A 15,129-nucleotide genomic window follows, 5' to 3' on the forward strand; every position below is an offset into this window, starting at 1 on the left:
GGATGGGAGGGAGCATGCCGGCGGCAGCTGCAAATATCACATATTACGCCGAATCATGAACCCGGCAACCGACCGGAACGGCGCACTGTACATTAAAAAATAAGAATAAGTTGGGATTACGCCCGTCACGAGATATTTTCCGTGCTATAGCCTTTCAGGGAGAGGAGCTCTTTTACCCGGTCTCGGTGGTTGCCCTGGAGTTCGATAGAATTCCCTTTCACGGTACCCCCACAGGCAAGTTTTCCTTTCATGAACTTTGAAAGAACTTCGAGATCAATATCGGTCGGGTCGAGGCCTTCGATCACGGTCACTTCTTTCCCGTACCGGCGTTTGTTCACTTTTACATTGATCCGCTGCTGTTCCTTTGCTACCTCCTCACAGATACATAATTCCTTGGGAAGTCCACACGTCGGGCAAATGCCACCAATCATTACAGCTATTTTTAAGTTCTGTTTATTTATTACTTGGCATTGTCCGGATGATATCCACCCGGTATACAGCGTTTCCGGCACATATCCGTTTTATGTGCGGGCATTCAAATGAGTACCTATGTCTCTCATGGTCGTGGGAACGTCATCCCATGTGGGAAAGACCGTGACCGTGGCTGCGATCTGCCGGTGCCTGGTACACCGCGGTATCATGGTTGCGCCTTTTAAGTCCCAGAACATGAGCCTGAACTCGTTTGTTACAGAGGACGGCGGGGAGATTGGGATGGCACAGGCGATGCAGGCGTGGGCAGCCCGGCTCTCTCCGACGACCGACATGAATCCGGTGCTGCTCAAGCCGAAGGGTGACTGCATCTCGCAGGTGGTGCTTTTCGGTCACCCGTATAAGGATGTCCCTATTGCGGACTACTACACAGAAACCCCCTATCTACTCACGGAAGCGGTTGCCGCATTCCGGCGGCTTCTCCAGGAGTACGGGCAGGTGGTCGTTGAGGGGGCAGGTGGTGCGGCCGAGGTGAACCTGTATGATCGGGACATCGCAAATACGTTGCTTGCAGAGAAACTCAAAATCCCCATGATCCTCGTTGCCGACATCGAACGGGGCGGAGTATTTGCCCAGGTATACGGCACCATCATCCTCCTGCCGGAACTGGTCCGGCCGCTGGTGCGGGGGATCATCATCAACAAGTTCCGGGGCGATCCGGCCATCTTTGCCCCGGGGGTGAAGATGATCGAAGAACTTACGGGTGTGCCGGTGCTCGGTGTCGTGCCCTATTTCACCCTCCCCCTCCCAAGTGAAGATTCCCTCTCTCTCGGGGACAAGACGGCACGGGAGTTTCCGGTCCGGATCGCGGTGATCCGGCTCCCTCACATCTCAAATTTCACGGATTTTGAACTGCTGGAACAGTATGCAGCTGTCGAGTATGTTTCCTGTGGAGCTTCGCTTCAGGGGTATGACTGCATTATCCTCCCCGGCACCAAGAATACCATCGATGATCTTACAGCGATCAGGGCGCAGGGAACCGATCGCGAACTACGGGATGCGCGGGCAAGGAATGTGCCGGTAATCGGCATCTGCGGTGGATACCAGATGCTGGGAAAATCTCTCGTTGATGAAGGTTTTGAATCGGTGGCAGGGACGTATGAGGGTCTCGGACTGCTTGACTGTGTTACCCGTTTTTCCTCCTATTCCAAGAACACTACGCAGGTGGAACGCGAGGCATGCCCGGTTCCGCCCATCCTCCCGGGGATGGGCACGGTGACCGGGTATGAGATCCACATGGGGGTTACCGATACAGGGAGGGACGGTGAGGCATTCTGCGGTGACGGCAGGGTGAGTGCTGACGGACTTGTCTTTGGTACCTACATGCACGGGCTGTTTTTAAACCCGTCGGCAGTAAATGCATTGCTCTCCTACATTTACGGGAAAAAAGGGCTGTCCTTTACTCCGATCCTTCAGGGTGGCAGCGATCCCTACGATACGCTTGCGACTTTATTTGAGCAGCATGTGGATATGGGGGCAATAATTGCATTGCTGAAAGAATAAGGAAAATTGCGGGAGACCCGGCGTGGTACCTGAAAGACCATCATCCGATGAGACTCGTGATGCTGTGGAAGCCCTCACCCTGCCGGTCCGCACACCGGACTGCCTGAACGGTTGAGAGATCCACTTCCCCGGTCACCCGACACTTCACGCAGTAGGCCAGTGACGGGGATTTTACGTATGTGCCTTTTACCCTGAACTCACGACAGTGGATGCAGAGCCGGCAGTACCCGACCGGCTCCCGTTTTTCCGGGAGGCACTGGACCGTGCCACCTGTAACGTCCAGTTCCCGGTACGTATCAGATCCCATACACGTGCCCTCTCTTCTCCCATAGTATCTCGGGCACTATACTTAAAACAGTTTAACGCCAAAATGAGAACCATGAAGGTGTGTATTATGTGCGGGGGCGAAGGAACGCGCCTGCGCCCTCTCACATTCGAACGTCCCAAGCCCTGTATCCCGATTGTCAACCGGCCGTCCATCCAGCATCTCGTCTCACACCTCTCCAACCTTGGATTCCGCGAAGTGGTGATGACCCTTGGGTACCTGGGAAAGGATATCGAGGCTGCGCTCGGGGACGGCACCCTCTTTGGCGTTGACATCACCTATGTCCACGAGAAGACCAAACTCGGCACGGCCGGCAGCGTGAGAAACGCCAAGAAATATCTGGACGGACAGGATTTTCTGGTCGTCGGCGGCGATCACGTGACGGACTTAAATGTCCTTGAATTCTACCGCGCCCATCAGAAGGAGAAGGCGATGACCACCGTCGGTCTCATCTCGATCGATGACCCGGGGGAATACGGTATCGCTGAGATCGATGTCAACTACGAGATAAAGCGGTTCAAGGAGAAGCCTGCGCCCGGTGAAATATTCTCCAATCTCGCAAGCACCGGGATGTATGTCTGCAGCCCGGGGATCTTTGATCACATCCCGGCAGGAAAGAAGTTTGACTTTGCACGGGATCTCTTCCCGCATCTGATGGAGGAAGGAATATCCCTCAAGGGCTGGTTTGCCCGCGGGAACTGGACCGACGTGGGAAGCCCGCACTCGCTTCGGCAGGCAGAGCGCTGGAAACTGCAGGACATCACGATCACCGATATTATTGGTGATCTCTCCATGCACGGCGCACGGGTACAGGGCCCGGTGCAGCTGGGCGATTCGATCACACTCGGGAAGAATACCCGGGTTATCGGCCCGGTGGCAATCGGTTCAGGGACAACGATCGGAAACAACGTCCTGATCGGCCCCTATACGAGCATCGGAGAGCGGTGCATTATACGGAACAACGCAAAGGTTTTCTCCTCGTCGCTCTACAACCGGGCAGTGATCGGGGCAAACACCACGATCTCGGGAAGTATCATAGATAACGACACCCATATCGGGGAAGGGTGCAGCATTGAGAACGATACCGTGATCGGCCCCAGGGTCGTCCTGCGTAACAACGTGGTGGTTCATTCAAAGACCCGGATCTGGCCCGAGGTCGTGGTTCCCGACGGGACTATTGTAAAAGAACATATCTTAAATGATAAGTTCGATCTCAGGTGCGAAGGATCGTAATTTTTTTCCTATTGCGGTCGTTTTACGAGCCGGTGTGTAATCGCGACCAGCGGGTGACGGGCGTAATCCAGCACCTGTACGTCATCGAGCGTTTTTAAGTTCATCGCGTTTGCTGTCCGCTCCATGCCGAGTTCCACATCATCGTGGATCTCGATAATATACGCGTCAAGTGCCGTGATGCCAAGCCTTTTTGCGGCAATCGCACGGTGGTGACCGTCCACGAGAATGATCCGGCCCGGCCTTTTCACCACGATGATGGGTTCGGCCAGCCCTTTTTTGATCTCGTAGATCCTGCCCTCCAGTTCGTCCTCGTAGATCCTGGACTGGGTGGGGAGCAGATCTTTTATGGGAACAATGCCCCGGTTGAGCGTGGGATCGACGCCGTAGAGTTTTTTGAGCGTCGTCATGAAGTTGAAGACTTTTTCCGGGGATACGTGCTCGATCTGCGAGCGGATCACATCGGAATTGGAGATGATCCCGAGCAGGTGGTTTTTCTCGTCCACTACGGGAAGCTTCTGGATGCCGCTCCGAAAGATCACCCGTGCGGCATCTGTGATATCCATCTCTGGATCTGCGACGATTAGCTCGCCGGATATGGCCTGCTCGATGGTCTCGCCCGGCTTTACAGAGAGAAGATCCCGGGCTGCGATATACCCGACCACTTTATCGCCGTCAACGACCGGAAACCCGTCATGTTTGCTCTGTTGGATCTTCTCTATAACTGATTGTACCGTACCGTGGAGATCCACGCTGACGACATCATAGGTCATATAATCCTTGACCTTTTTTTTATCCATCATTACAGCTTCCGGCGCTGGTGACTTTAAATGAATCGGTAAAAAAGGTATAAGTGGAGGTGATGGATCTATTCGATAGCGATGCGTGATACCGGTGCAAACGTTGAGCGTTTGAGGTGGACTTCCAGCACACCGTTTTTGAAACTTGCTTTGGACTCGTTCTCGGTTACATCTGCAGGCAGTACCACGACACGCCGCAGCGTCCCGTGCATTCGCTCCCGCATGTAATATCCTTTGGATTTCTCTTCGGTCTCTCCTTTGCGTTCACAGGATATCTCAAGGGCCCGCGGGTTTAAGAGCTGAATGCTGACCGCTTCTTTCTCGATACCCGGGAGATCTGCAACGACAATGACCTCGTTCTCATGTTCCTTCACGTCAACGCGGAATTCTCCGCGGACCGCTGGAAGCATACGGTCGCTCATTCCACCGGCGGGAAGAAGCCGTCCCCCCTCCTGTACCTGCGAAAACATTCGCTCCATCTCCGCACGCATGTCTTCCATTTCATGCCATATCGATTCAAACGGATACCTTCTCCATGCCATAGTATTCCCTCCTTTCCGGTGTATCCCCATCCATTCCAGGTGGGATAACCTTTAGTTAGTGTTTATTATTTATAAATATTTTTATTGCGGGAATGGGTAAAGAACCTCTTGGACGGTACACAGGTTCCTGCAGGTACTTCAATCGGAATCCTATCAGAATAGTTTATGACCGTTAAACATTGACTTAATAAGGAGGATTTTAGTAATGGGCGCAAAAAAACAGGCAGTGAAATCAAAGAAAGTGTGGATAAAAGCACTTGCGATTGTCGCCGGTGTGTTCTTTGTTATAGTGATGATAGTATCCTCAATGGGCTCAAGCTGGATCTCATCGCTTGCCGTGGTCAAACCCGGCGATGTGGCGGTTGTGGACTATACGATCCGGGATTCGCAGGGGCAACCGCTTCTTACATCGAACCAGCAGCTGTACACGCAGCTCACCAGTGGGGGTTCCAGCGTAATGTACTCAAAACAGCTGACCATAACGGCAAACCAGTCCCTTACAAAATCGGTATTCCCGGTGCAGTTCTATACCGCGAATACCGGCTGGGCCAGCACCAACCAGTTTGCCCTCTTTGCAAGCGAGTACGATGCAATCAGCACGGGTATTGTCGGTCTCAATACCAACGGCAAGAAAACGATCTCCCTTGCGTCGAAACAGCCCATGACACAGTTCTGGTCGGCAGACCAGCTGGCAAGCAACAACATGAGTCTTTCATCGATGCAGGTCGGCCAGCTGCTGGCCCTTGGCGTTTCCGATAACCCTGAAGCGGCATCGGACAATTCCACCGCCCAGTATTATGTCCGGCTTGGTGAGATCACCAACAAGACATCGGATGGTATCACCCTCAATTTCGCCTATCCCAGTGTTGATGTCACCGTCGTCTCGATCAACAAGGCGACCTGATCCCCCGGATACTTTTTTCAATCTTTTTATTGTATGTGTCCCTGTTGTGCCGTTAGGTCTTAAAAAAGAGGGATCCGTCACCCTCCGGCTGAAACGTCCTGCCGGCAACCGAACCGGTCTATAATTTTTTCTGTTTCTTCAGGGACAGCCGGTATACCCCATCGTGCCCGTGATGCGGCCGGCAACAATACAAAAAAAGGATCTATGTCCGGAACCCGTAGATACGTTTGATCCGGTGTGCGACGGTCTTCCAGCCCTCTTTTCTCATCAGGGGTCCGTCGCGCAGTTTGAGGTGGGTGAGTTTGAACCGTTTCCCGTCGACAACGTACTTCTCGCCGACCACAAATTCATCCTCCCCCTCGCATTCCAGATAGAGCGGGATCGTCTTCCTGCCATCATGGACGGAGATCTTCACGACGACCCGGTCGATGGTCCGGGTCCAGAGGGTGGTGATGTCCTTTACCTTCGCACGCGGCAGCCGCCTCCCCCCGCACTCGATCGCCATGACCTCGACCCCGTAAGCTTCGTCCCCGCATTCCGCCACAAGATGGTCGTCAAGGAAACACTCATCCTCCGGGTCAAATTCGATGGTGCCGGTAAGGGAGGTTCCTTCCCGGGAAACAATCGTTTTTATCACAAGCAGTTCCGGTTCCTTCTCCCTGGGTATCCGGTGGTGGTGCCCGCAAGCGGTGCACCGGACGAGGCGGTCGCGGGATTCAGTGAGAACCTCGTGCTCGGTCTCTTCCCTGCACTCGGGACACAAAACGGTGATAAACATTGAATATGAATGGCAACCCTCACATGATAAAGCATGGAGGCGCAGGAAATTATCCGGTGCCGGGGACATCCCCTCGTCCTTGGCACGCACCCGACCACGTTTGAGGTGACATGCGAGGAGCATCTTTCCAAAAACGGCAACTGCATCATTGGTGTCGCTGCCGACAAAGGCTGCACCGGCCTCTCCACAGACTTCAAAAAGGTGCTTGCCCATGACGACGCGGTTCTTGTGACACGGCTTTCTGCGGGGAACGTTGAAGTCAGGGTGCGATCCCGGGGGTCGGCCCATCTCACCCTCGATCACCCGGCTGATATGGTCTGGCGGCGCAGTACGTTTACCTGCGGCAGGACAATTGGCATCTGCTCGGATTGCGTGGCTGCAACACTGCCGCGGGAGCTTATCGCCGCACTCCGGAACGGAGAAGAGATGACCGTCACCCTGACAGTTACGCGTCCCGGCTGAGTGTGGTGATCTTCTCTTCTGCCCCGGCAAGCAGGGTTTCGCACTGTTTGACGAGCGCTGCGCCCTGTTCGTACAACTTCATGCTCTCATCGAGGCTCGTGCCGCCGTCCTCGATCTTTGCGATGATCTGCCGTAACTGCTCGATCTTTTCTTCATAGGTTTCCGTCATGATCCACACGCTCCACCACAACCCGGCTCCTGCCGTCGTAGAACCGCAGGTTCAGCCGTTCGTCTTCTTTGATGGCATCTACGGATCTTACCATGATGCCGTTCTTTTCCGCAACGCAGTACCCCCGTGCAAGTACCAAACGCGGGCTCCTTCCCTCAAGTGCCGTCTTCATCTCCGCAAGCATGAGGCGGTCGCGCTCGATCCGGGTCGAGAACGACCGTTCGAGCCGGTCAGAGAGATCCACGGCTGCCTGCCTTTTCTCGCCGATCTTCCGGCAGAACCGCTGCGGGCGGAGACGGTCCCGGAGCGTGGCAATCTCGTCCTGTGCCCGTGAGACGCGGGAAAGCAGCGCCCCGCCCAGCTGGCACCGGAGATCCCGAAGCGCGAGCCGGAGGTCTTTTTTGTCCGGTACCACCAGTTCAGCCGCAGCCGAAGGAGTCGGCGCCCGCATGTCGGCGGCGAGATCCGCAAGCGTTACATCCACCTCGTGGCCAATGGCCGAAACCACCGGCACCGGGCAGGCTGCAATTGCCCGCACGACATCAGGGTGGTTGAAGGGGAAGAGATCCTCGAAACTCCCGCCACCCCGTGCCACGATCACCACATCCACGTGCCCCGCGACCCGTTCGATTGCCTGTGCGATCTCCTTGTGGGCGTCCTCACCCTGCACGGCGGTGGGGGAGATAACGATCTCCACGGGGTAGCGGCGGGCAATCACGGTACGGATATCGTGAATGACCGCCCCGGTTTCCGACGTAACCACACCTACCCGCACGGGAAACGGTGGCAGCAGGCGTTTCCGCTCCGTGGCAAAACAGCCCTCCGCCGCCAGTTCCTTTCTCCATTTTTCGACAAGCAGGTACTTCTCCCCGGCGCCTCCCCGGGTCATCGCTTTTACCTGTACCTGGTAGGACCCGTGCGGCGGATACACCCGGACCGAACCGGTGACCACGACCTCCATGCCGTCCTCCGGCTCAAAGGAAAGCCGTTCGGCGTCCGACCGCCACATGACGCACTTGATCACCGCCGCCGTGCTCCCGCCCCCTTTCTCCGAGAGGGAGAAGTACCGGTGGCCCCGGGTGTGGTGCTTGTAGTTGGTGACCTCGCCCTGTACCCTGATATCCTGCAGCAGCCGGTCATCGAGAAGGCGTTCGATGATGACGGTAACCTCGCCGACCGTGAGCGGAGTGTCCGGTATTATGGGCAATTCTTTTGGTTCCTGCACTTCCGGGGGCTCGGTGCGATAAAACCAGTCCATGAAAGAAATATTATGCGCTAAAGCGCTTATCAATTAGTATTATCATGACTGCCTACGGCGTATCGAGCATGTTCCTCCATGAATACACCAGTGAAGAGATCTTCTCGTTTGTTGCAAGTGCAGGCCTCGACGGGATCGAGTACTGGCTGGAGACGCCGCATTTCTGGCTCCGCGATCTCCCGGCAGACGAGGTGATTGCCTGCCGGCGGGCCCACCCGGAGGTCGCCACGCTCACCGTCCACACACCTGTTCTCGACCTGAACCCCTGCTCCATCAATCCCGACGTTGCGGAGATCTCGGTTGCCTATGCAGTCCGGTCGCTTGCTATAGCACAGGCGCTCGGGGCCAGCGTCCTTACTGTCCACCCAGGCCGGAGAACGGCAAAACGTCCCCCGGGCGATGCGGATCGCGCCCGGTTCGACCACTATATCGCGGCCCTCCGCGAAGCCGCCCTTAAGGACACGGTCACCGTTGCCATCGAAAACATGGAACCTTCCGTCAATTCCCTTCTCTATACGCCAGAGCGGATGCAGGCAGTGCTCGATGCCGAACCGTGGCTTAAGTTCACGTTCGACACTTCCCACGCGCTCGCGGCATCCGAGGAGACAGCGATGCAGTACATCGATCTCTGCGCCGACCGGCTCGCGAACGTGCACATCAGCCGGACCGGAAACGGCCGGCTCCATCTCCCGCTCGACCGGAGCCCGGTGATCGCCCGGATCCTCGGAGCGCTCCGCGATCACCACTACCGGGGCGGCCTGATGCTCGAGATCGACGATCTCAATTTTGGAAAACCCCTGTCGGCGGAGGAGAAGTGCGCGATCCTCGCGAAGGATAATGCATTTATGAGGGAATGCATGGAGCCGGACTAACAAGGGAGCCGCCGTCCGTTGGTTTTATTAAATCACATTCCCCATAACTGCAGTATAAGAACGACTATGAACCAAAGATGCTGGCGTGTTTTTACACGGCGTGAAAGAGGATGATTGAGGACTTTTTTTATCTCCTGCTCTTTGTCATCTGCATCCTGCTCTCCGCGTTTTTTTCCAGTTCGGAGGTTGCCCTTATCTCGATCACCAAAGCGAGGGTGCGGACGCTTGTTAACGACAACAAGCCCGGCGCCCTTGCCCTAGCCACCTTAAAGGAGAACCCGGATCATTTCCTGACCACGATCCTGATAGGAAACACCATCGTTAACATCGCTGCCGCTGCCATCGCAACCGCGATTGCGATCAGCGTCTTTGGCAGCATCGGTGTCGGGATCGCCACCGGGGTTGTCGTGATCGTTCTGCTGGTCTTCGGCGAGATCGGTCCGAAGATCTACGCCAGCCGGGCCCCGGACACATTCCCCCGGACCGTGGCGCCTATCATCCTTTTCCTCTCGCGCATCGTCTCACCCATTATCTGGATCGTCGATCGGGTGAGCCCGTCGCTTGGTGTCGGCAGGGACGCGGCCGAACCCGCGGTGACCGAAGAGGAGATCAAGGAATGGATCGATGTAGGTAAGGAAGAAGGCACGATCGAGCAGGACGAAAAAGAGATGCTCTATTCGGTGCTGGAGTTCGGGGACACGACAGCCCGGGAGATCATGACCCCCCGGGTTGACGTGATCCTCATGGAGGATACCTCGGGCATCGGCGAAGCGATCCGGATCTTTAACGAAACCGGTTTCTCTCGTATCCCGGTTTACCACGATCAGATCGATAATATCACCGGCGTCCTCAATGTAAAGGATGTCTTCTCCGCGATGGTCTCAAAGAGGAAAGACCTCTCGATAAAAGAGATCATGTACGACCCGACCTTCGTTCCCGAGACAAAGAAGATCGACGATCTCTTAAAAGAACTCCAGGTCCACCGGGTGCAGATCGCGATCGTCATCGATGAGTACAGCAGTTTTGTCGGGATCGTCACGGTCGAGGACATCCTTGAGGAACTCGTGGGCGAAATCATGGACGAGTACGACAAGGAAGAACCCGAGGTGCAGAACATCTCTGAGGGGGTTTACGTGCTCGACGCCCAGATGTGGGTAGACAATATCAATGACGAGCTCGGCATCGGGCTGCCTCTGGACGAATCGTACGAGACAGTCGGCGGCCTTTTGATCGACCGGCTCGGCCATATCCCGCAGCACCCGGGAGAGAAAGTGGAGATCGAGGGCGGGAGGATCACGCTCGTTGTCATGCAGATGCATGGCCGGCGTATCGTGAAGATCAAGTGCGTCGTCCGCCCGGAAACGCAGGGTGGGGCAGAGCACCAGTAAGAGGGGGTGGAGAAACTATGACAAAACGGATCGTAGTTGTCGCATCGGGACGCGGTTCGAATTTCCAGGCCATCATCGGTGCCCTTCAGAGAGGCAGCATTCCCGCTGAGTGCGTAGCGCTTGTCACCGACAACCCCAAAGCGTATGCGATCGAGCGGGCACAGGCAGCCAATATTCCTGTCGTTGTGGTCGATTATGGCTCGTTTGCTACACGGGAACTCTACGAACAGGCACTCCTTACTGCGCTCAAAGACGCCCGGCCCGATCTTGTCGTGCTTGCCGGGTATATGCGCATCGTCGGATCTGCGATTGTCCGCGAGTATGCCGGAAAGATGATGAACATCCACCCGGCGCTCCTGCCCAGTTTTACCGGCCTCCACTCCCAGCGGCAGGCGCTCGAGCACGGGGTAAAACTGGCCGGGTGTACCGTGCACTTCGTGGATGAGAGCCTGGACGGCGGCCCTATCATCCTCCAGCGCTGCGTGCGGGTGATGGATGACGATGACGAGGATACTCTTGCCAACCGCATCCTCATTCAGGAACATCTCGCCCTTCCAGAAGCCGTAAGGCTTTTCTGCGAGGACCGTCTGAGCATCGAAGGAAGAAAGGTCAAAACCTGCTAAAACATCCGGCCACGGTAAGAGTATTTTCGTATTCATGCCCTTGTCCGGTTATTTTTATATGCCGGGCGCTGATAGTATGACACCTGCAACGGCACCGTGAATCCTATGAAGGCTAAAACCCGCACATCCTCCATAAAAGCATTGGCCCGGGAACGTATTGCGGTGCTCTTTTCTGAAGCAGAGAAGGCATTCCATGAGCACCCGGAATACAGCGACCGGTACGTCGTTCTTGCCCGAAAGATTGCCATGCGCCAGCGGGTCAGGATCGACCGGGAGTACCGGCGCCGGTACTGCCACCACTGCTACCGCTACCTTGTGCCTGGGGCAAACATGCGGGTGCGGGTGCATCACGGATGGGTGGCGGTTACGTGCCTGGAATGCAAAAAAACAACACGATACCGGGTGGAAAAATCACATGACAACAAAGACTGATCCCGCGATGCAGGACCTCAAACCGACGGTCTGGATCGGGAAACAGGGATGCACGGAGGCGACGATCGAAGAGATCGCAGCCCAGCTCAAAAAGCGTAAGGTAATCAAGGTAAAATGGCTCCAGAACACGGAGGTTGACCCGGAAGCGGTGGCGGTGGCGGCCCGTGCCGTCCTCGTCGAAGTCCGGGGAAAGACTATGGTGCTCGCGGAACGTGGGAAAAAAGAGAAAAAATAAGCTTTTTCGCACTGCAAAAAGCGGGTGCCGGTATCTCGAAATATATAAAAACCTCGCTTACCAATAAGATAAGACTGTTATTTAATTTTAAAAACAGTGAGGACTATTCATGACGACCGTATATGATGTCCCGGCCGACCACATCATCAGGAAGGTTGCCGAGGAGCTCAAGAAGCGGCAGGAGATCAAGCCGCCGGCGTGGGCTGCCTTTGCAAAGACCGGGGTACATAAGGAGATGCCTCCCGAAGACCCCGACTGGTGGTTTATCCGGGCAGCAGCAGTGCTGAGACGCGTCTATGTCGACGGCCCCCTGGGCGTTGAACGGATGCGGAGTTTCTATGGTGGGAACAAGAACCGCGGCTCAAAACCGAATGCTTTCCGGAAGGGCAGCGGCTCAATTCTCCGTAAAGCCCTCCAGCAGCTTGAAGCTGCCGGGCTGATCATCCACGACAAGACCGGCCGCAGGGTTTCCCCTGCCGGCATGGCGTTCATGGACAAGATGGCACACGAGGTACTTGCCAACCCGCCGGCTCCCGTCCCGAAGAGGGTAAAGCCGGTTGTTGAAGAGCCAAAGAAGGCTGAGGCGAAGAAGGGCAAGGCCCCGAAGGGCGAGAAGTCCGACGATGTGAAGGGCGAGAAGAAGCCTGCCGCAAAGAAGGGCGAAGGCAAGAAAGCCGAAAAGGCTGACGGCAAGAAAGAGAAAGCTGAAGGCAAGAAGCCCGAAGCATAAGACAGGTGACATTCCATGGGGGACGACGAGTTAAGTGAGATCCGGAAAAGGAGGATGGCACAACTCCAGCAGCAGGCAGGCCAGCAGCAGGAGGAACTCGACCAACAGCAGCGTCTCAAGCAGCAGATGCAGATGGTACTGATGCAGATTCTCGAGCCCGACGCCCGGGAACGCTTAAATACCATCAAGCTGACAAAGCCGGAATTTGCCGGCGCCGTGGAACAACAGCTGGTGGCGCTCGCCCAGAGCGGGCGTCTCAAGCAGAAGATCACCGATGCACAGTTTAAAGATGTGCTCCGACAGCTTGCGCCGGTAAAACGGGATTACTCGATCACCAGAAAGTGATGAAAGCAGGAGTGCTTTACAGCGGCGGGAAGGATAGTTCCCTTGCAGCGATCATGCTGGGTACGTATTACGAGGTTGAACTCAACACATTTGTGTTCGACCCCGCCCGCTTAATCCCGACAATAGAACATGCCGCGCAGGCGCTGGGGTTTCCTTTAAAGAAACGGGTATTCCCCGAAGGTATGGCAGAAGAGATGGCAGACATGGTAATTTCGTGCGGGTATCCCAACGATGCGATCAACCGCATCCACCAGACTGCCATCGAGACCCTTGCCGGTGAGTACAAGGTCGTCGGCGACGGGACGCGGTTTGATGACCGGGTCCCGATGCTCACGAGGGCGCAGGTGCAGAGCATCTGCGGCCGGACCGGGAGTACGTATGTGCGCCCGCTCCTTGGCTATATGAGATCCGAAGTCGACCGGCTGGCGGACCGGTTCCTCGTGGTAAACTACGGGGAGACCGGAACGATCCCAAACGGCGATTACGAATCAGAGATCAGGGCGGCGATCCGTGCCCGCGGAGTTGATCCCGCTGCCCTGTTCCCCCCGCACCACGAACAGTCACTCGTGGTGGGAAGAAAGAAGAGCGATAACAGTTAAGGTGAAGAACATGAGCAAGCTCAGCAAAGGCAGGAAGATCCGGCTGGCAAAGGCATGCGACCAGAACCGGCGCGTGCCCCAGTGGGTCATGATCAGGACGAAAAGGGCCGTTGTTTCGCACCCGAAGCGACGCAACTGGCGCAGAAGCACGTTGAAGGTGTGAGATCATGGCAGAACAGATGCAGGAACACATCTATATCATCCCGCTGCGGGATGCACGCAGGATGCCCCGGTGGAAGCGGGCGAACGGCGCGATCAAGGATATCCGCAAGTACCTTGCCAAGCACATGAAGACCGAGGATGTCAAGCTTGACAAGACCATCAACGAAAAGGTGTGGAGCCGGGGAAGCGGGAAGCCGCCATCAAAGATCCGGGTCCGCGCCATGAAACTGGAAGACGGGCAGGTCCAGGCAGAACTTGCCCCGGAATCGTAAGCATATGGAACGCACGACTAACTTTGCCGGGGACTCCAATATCGGGGTTTTTGCCCGGGTTGCAGGCGATATCGCGGTGATCCCGCCGGAATCGACTGATGAGTTCCGGGATGCGCTCAAAGAGGCGCTCTCAGTGGAACTGGTTGAGACGACGATACAGGGCAGCTCGATCATCGGGTCGCTTGTCGCAGGGAACAGCCGGGGCCTCGTGGTATCGGGGCTTGCAAATGACGACGAACTTGCGGTGCTCAAAAAGCACCGGAAGGTCATGCTGCTCTCTGATACGATGAACGCGGCAGGGAACGTGATTATGGCAAACGATACGTTTGCCGTGGTGCACCCGGACCTTCCTGCGGATATCGCAGCGGAGATCGGTAAGTTCCTGGGGGTCGAATTGATCCACCTGACGCTCGGGGGTGTGCGGACCGTTGGCATGGCCGGTGCCGCCACGAACAAGGGCGTGATTGTGCACCCGAGTGCGACCGCGCAGGAAATTGCGCGGCTCGAAGCGGTGGCGAAGGTACCGGTCGGTACCGGCACGATCAACATGGGCAGCGGCCTTGTGGGTACCGGCCTTCTCGTGAACGACACGGGCTATATTGCCGGCAACGCGACGAGCGGTTTTGAACTCGGCAGGGTCGAGGACGTATTTGGATTTCTGGAGTGAGTATTATGGCAGAGCAGAAGTATGAAGTGAAAGGTACATTTTTGATGGGCGAAGACTGGGTGCCCTACACGAAAGTGATCGCGGCACCGAATGAAAACCAGGCCCGGGAACGCACGTTTGCGGTCTTCGGCAGCAAGCACAACTTAAAGAGACGCTATATTAAGGTCGACGCCGTCAGCCTGGCTAAGCCCGAGTAAATTTTTCTCATCTCTTTTACCTCAATGTGTTTAGCTCCGTGTGTATGAGCTGGGGCTCCGGGAATTCACAGATACCATCAGCGTACGACTAAGGGGGTACCCCCTGCTCCGGCACCCTGTGGTAGTCCCCCCTCCTGCGCTGAGAGG

Annotated in this window: 23 protein-coding genes; 16 read left to right on the top strand and 7 right to left on the bottom strand. The window is 56.1% G+C overall.

All coding sequences use genetic code 11. The features are described from left to right. Positions 1 to 125: 125 nt before the first annotated feature. Positions 126 to 431, bottom strand: coding sequence for a stress response translation initiation inhibitor YciH (yciH, locus tag QZN75_RS04125; protein WP_292425120.1), 306 nt, complete (start codon positions 429 to 431; stop codon positions 126 to 128). Positions 432 to 549: 118 nt separating this feature from the next. Here yciH and QZN75_RS04130 point away from each other — a divergent pair, with 118 nt between their 5' ends. Continuing rightward, positions 550 to 1,992, top strand: coding sequence for a cobyric acid synthase (locus QZN75_RS04130; protein WP_292425125.1), 1,443 nt, complete (start codon positions 550 to 552; stop codon positions 1,990 to 1,992). Positions 1,993 to 2,032: 40 nt separating this feature from the next. Here the strand turns inward: QZN75_RS04130 and QZN75_RS04135 are convergent, their stop codons facing one another. Continuing rightward, positions 2,033 to 2,299 carry a hypothetical protein gene (locus QZN75_RS04135; RefSeq protein ID WP_292425127.1) on the bottom strand — a complete coding sequence of 89 codons (267 nt, stop codon included), beginning with the start codon at positions 2,297 to 2,299 and terminating at the stop codon, positions 2,033 to 2,035. A gap of 72 nt (positions 2,300 to 2,371) precedes the next feature. On the opposite strand from QZN75_RS04135, the gene QZN75_RS04140 reads away from it, so the two are divergent. Further along, positions 2,372 to 3,550, top strand: coding sequence for an NDP-sugar synthase (locus QZN75_RS04140; protein WP_292425130.1), 1,179 nt, complete (start codon positions 2,372 to 2,374; stop codon positions 3,548 to 3,550). A gap of 8 nt (positions 3,551 to 3,558) precedes the next feature. On the opposite strand, the gene QZN75_RS04145 is transcribed toward QZN75_RS04140, so the two are convergent. Then, positions 3,559 to 4,347, bottom strand: a complete 789-nt coding sequence (locus QZN75_RS04145) for a CBS domain-containing protein (protein WP_292425183.1) — start codon at positions 4,345 to 4,347, stop codon at positions 3,559 to 3,561. A gap of 68 nt (positions 4,348 to 4,415) precedes the next feature. Beyond that, a complete protein-coding gene (locus tag QZN75_RS04150; protein WP_292425133.1) occupies positions 4,416 to 4,889 on the bottom strand; it encodes an Hsp20/alpha crystallin family protein in 474 nt (157 codons plus the stop codon). Positions 4,890 to 5,094: 205 nt separating this feature from the next. Between QZN75_RS04150 and QZN75_RS04155 the strand changes: the two genes are divergently transcribed. Then, a complete protein-coding gene (locus QZN75_RS04155; RefSeq protein WP_292425136.1) occupies positions 5,095 to 5,793 on the top strand; it encodes a hypothetical protein in 699 nt (232 codons plus the stop codon). A 202-nt stretch (positions 5,794 to 5,995) separates the two neighbouring features. On the opposite strand, the gene QZN75_RS04160 is transcribed toward QZN75_RS04155, so the two are convergent. Further along, positions 5,996 to 6,571, bottom strand: a complete 576-nt coding sequence (locus QZN75_RS04160) for an HVO_0476 family zinc finger protein (RefSeq protein ID WP_292425138.1) — start codon at positions 6,569 to 6,571, stop codon at positions 5,996 to 5,998. Between the two features lie 33 nt (positions 6,572 to 6,604). Between QZN75_RS04160 and QZN75_RS04165 the strand changes: the two genes are divergently transcribed. Continuing rightward, positions 6,605 to 7,033 (top strand): DUF371 domain-containing protein, encoded by a 429-nt coding sequence (locus QZN75_RS04165; protein WP_292425140.1) that lies wholly within the window; start codon positions 6,605 to 6,607, stop codon positions 7,031 to 7,033. On the opposite strand, the gene xseB is transcribed toward QZN75_RS04165, so the two are convergent. Next, the gene (gene xseB, locus QZN75_RS04170; protein WP_292425143.1) at positions 7,017 to 7,202 is read right to left on the bottom strand and encodes an exodeoxyribonuclease VII small subunit; all 186 of its coding nucleotides are present in this window, start codon (positions 7,200 to 7,202) and stop codon (positions 7,017 to 7,019) included. The genes QZN75_RS04165 and xseB overlap by 17 nt on opposite strands. Beyond that, entirely contained in the window at positions 7,186 to 8,460 is a 1,275-nt protein-coding gene (xseA, locus tag QZN75_RS04175; protein WP_292425145.1) for an exodeoxyribonuclease VII large subunit, read from the bottom strand. The genes xseB and xseA overlap by 17 nt, the downstream gene beginning before the upstream one ends. A gap of 44 nt (positions 8,461 to 8,504) precedes the next feature. Here xseA and QZN75_RS04180 point away from each other — a divergent pair, with 44 nt between their 5' ends. The 12 genes from QZN75_RS04180 (at position 8,505) to rpl18a (ending at position 14,982) form a co-directional block, all read left to right on the top strand. Beyond that, a complete protein-coding gene (locus tag QZN75_RS04180; RefSeq protein ID WP_292425148.1) occupies positions 8,505 to 9,332 on the top strand; it encodes a sugar phosphate isomerase/epimerase in 828 nt (275 codons plus the stop codon). A gap of 110 nt (positions 9,333 to 9,442) precedes the next feature. Beyond that, entirely contained in the window at positions 9,443 to 10,720 is a 1,278-nt protein-coding gene (locus tag QZN75_RS04185) for a hemolysin family protein (protein ID WP_292425151.1), read from the top strand. 17 nt (positions 10,721 to 10,737) lie between these two features. After that, complete coding sequence (gene purN / locus QZN75_RS04190) at positions 10,738 to 11,343, top strand: phosphoribosylglycinamide formyltransferase (protein WP_292425154.1); 606 nt, start codon at positions 10,738 to 10,740, stop codon at positions 11,341 to 11,343. 105 nt (positions 11,344 to 11,448) lie between these two features. After that, positions 11,449 to 11,775, top strand: coding sequence for a ribonuclease P protein component 4 (locus QZN75_RS04195; protein WP_292425157.1), 327 nt, complete (start codon positions 11,449 to 11,451; stop codon positions 11,773 to 11,775). Next, positions 11,759 to 12,010: a YhbY family RNA-binding protein gene (locus QZN75_RS04200; protein WP_292425162.1), complete on the top strand. Its 252-nt coding sequence runs from the start codon at positions 11,759 to 11,761 to the stop codon at positions 12,008 to 12,010. The genes QZN75_RS04195 and QZN75_RS04200 overlap by 17 nt, the downstream gene beginning before the upstream one ends. Positions 12,011 to 12,119: 109 nt before the next feature. Beyond that, positions 12,120 to 12,740, top strand: a complete 621-nt coding sequence (locus QZN75_RS04205; RefSeq protein WP_292425164.1) for a 30S ribosomal protein S19e — start codon at positions 12,120 to 12,122, stop codon at positions 12,738 to 12,740. A 15-nt stretch (positions 12,741 to 12,755) separates the two neighbouring features. Further along, entirely contained in the window at positions 12,756 to 13,085 is a 330-nt protein-coding gene (locus QZN75_RS04210) for a DNA-binding protein (RefSeq protein ID WP_292425167.1), read from the top strand. Next, a complete protein-coding gene (locus QZN75_RS04215) occupies positions 13,085 to 13,684 on the top strand; it encodes an alpha hydrolase (RefSeq protein ID WP_292425170.1) in 600 nt (199 codons plus the stop codon). Before QZN75_RS04210 ends, QZN75_RS04215 begins: the two co-directional genes overlap by 1 nt. Positions 13,685 to 13,694: 10 nt before the next feature. Next, the gene (locus QZN75_RS04220) at positions 13,695 to 13,847 is read left to right on the top strand and encodes a 50S ribosomal protein L39e (RefSeq protein WP_292425172.1); all 153 of its coding nucleotides are present in this window, start codon (positions 13,695 to 13,697) and stop codon (positions 13,845 to 13,847) included. A gap of 4 nt (positions 13,848 to 13,851) precedes the next feature. Further along, a complete protein-coding gene (locus QZN75_RS04225; protein WP_292425175.1) occupies positions 13,852 to 14,118 on the top strand; it encodes a 50S ribosomal protein L31e in 267 nt (88 codons plus the stop codon). A 4-nt stretch (positions 14,119 to 14,122) separates the two neighbouring features. Then, positions 14,123 to 14,785 carry a translation initiation factor IF-6 gene (locus QZN75_RS04230; protein WP_292425178.1) on the top strand — a complete coding sequence of 221 codons (663 nt, stop codon included), beginning with the start codon at positions 14,123 to 14,125 and terminating at the stop codon, positions 14,783 to 14,785. 5 nt (positions 14,786 to 14,790) lie between these two features. Continuing rightward, positions 14,791 to 14,982 carry a 50S ribosomal protein L18Ae gene (gene rpl18a, locus QZN75_RS04235; protein WP_292425181.1) on the top strand — a complete coding sequence of 64 codons (192 nt, stop codon included), beginning with the start codon at positions 14,791 to 14,793 and terminating at the stop codon, positions 14,980 to 14,982. Positions 14,983 to 15,129: the final 147 nt, after the last annotated feature.

It is taken from the genome of Methanoregula sp. (genome assembly GCF_003170075.1).
GTDB lineage: Archaea > Halobacteriota > Methanomicrobia > Methanomicrobiales > Methanospirillaceae > Methanoregula.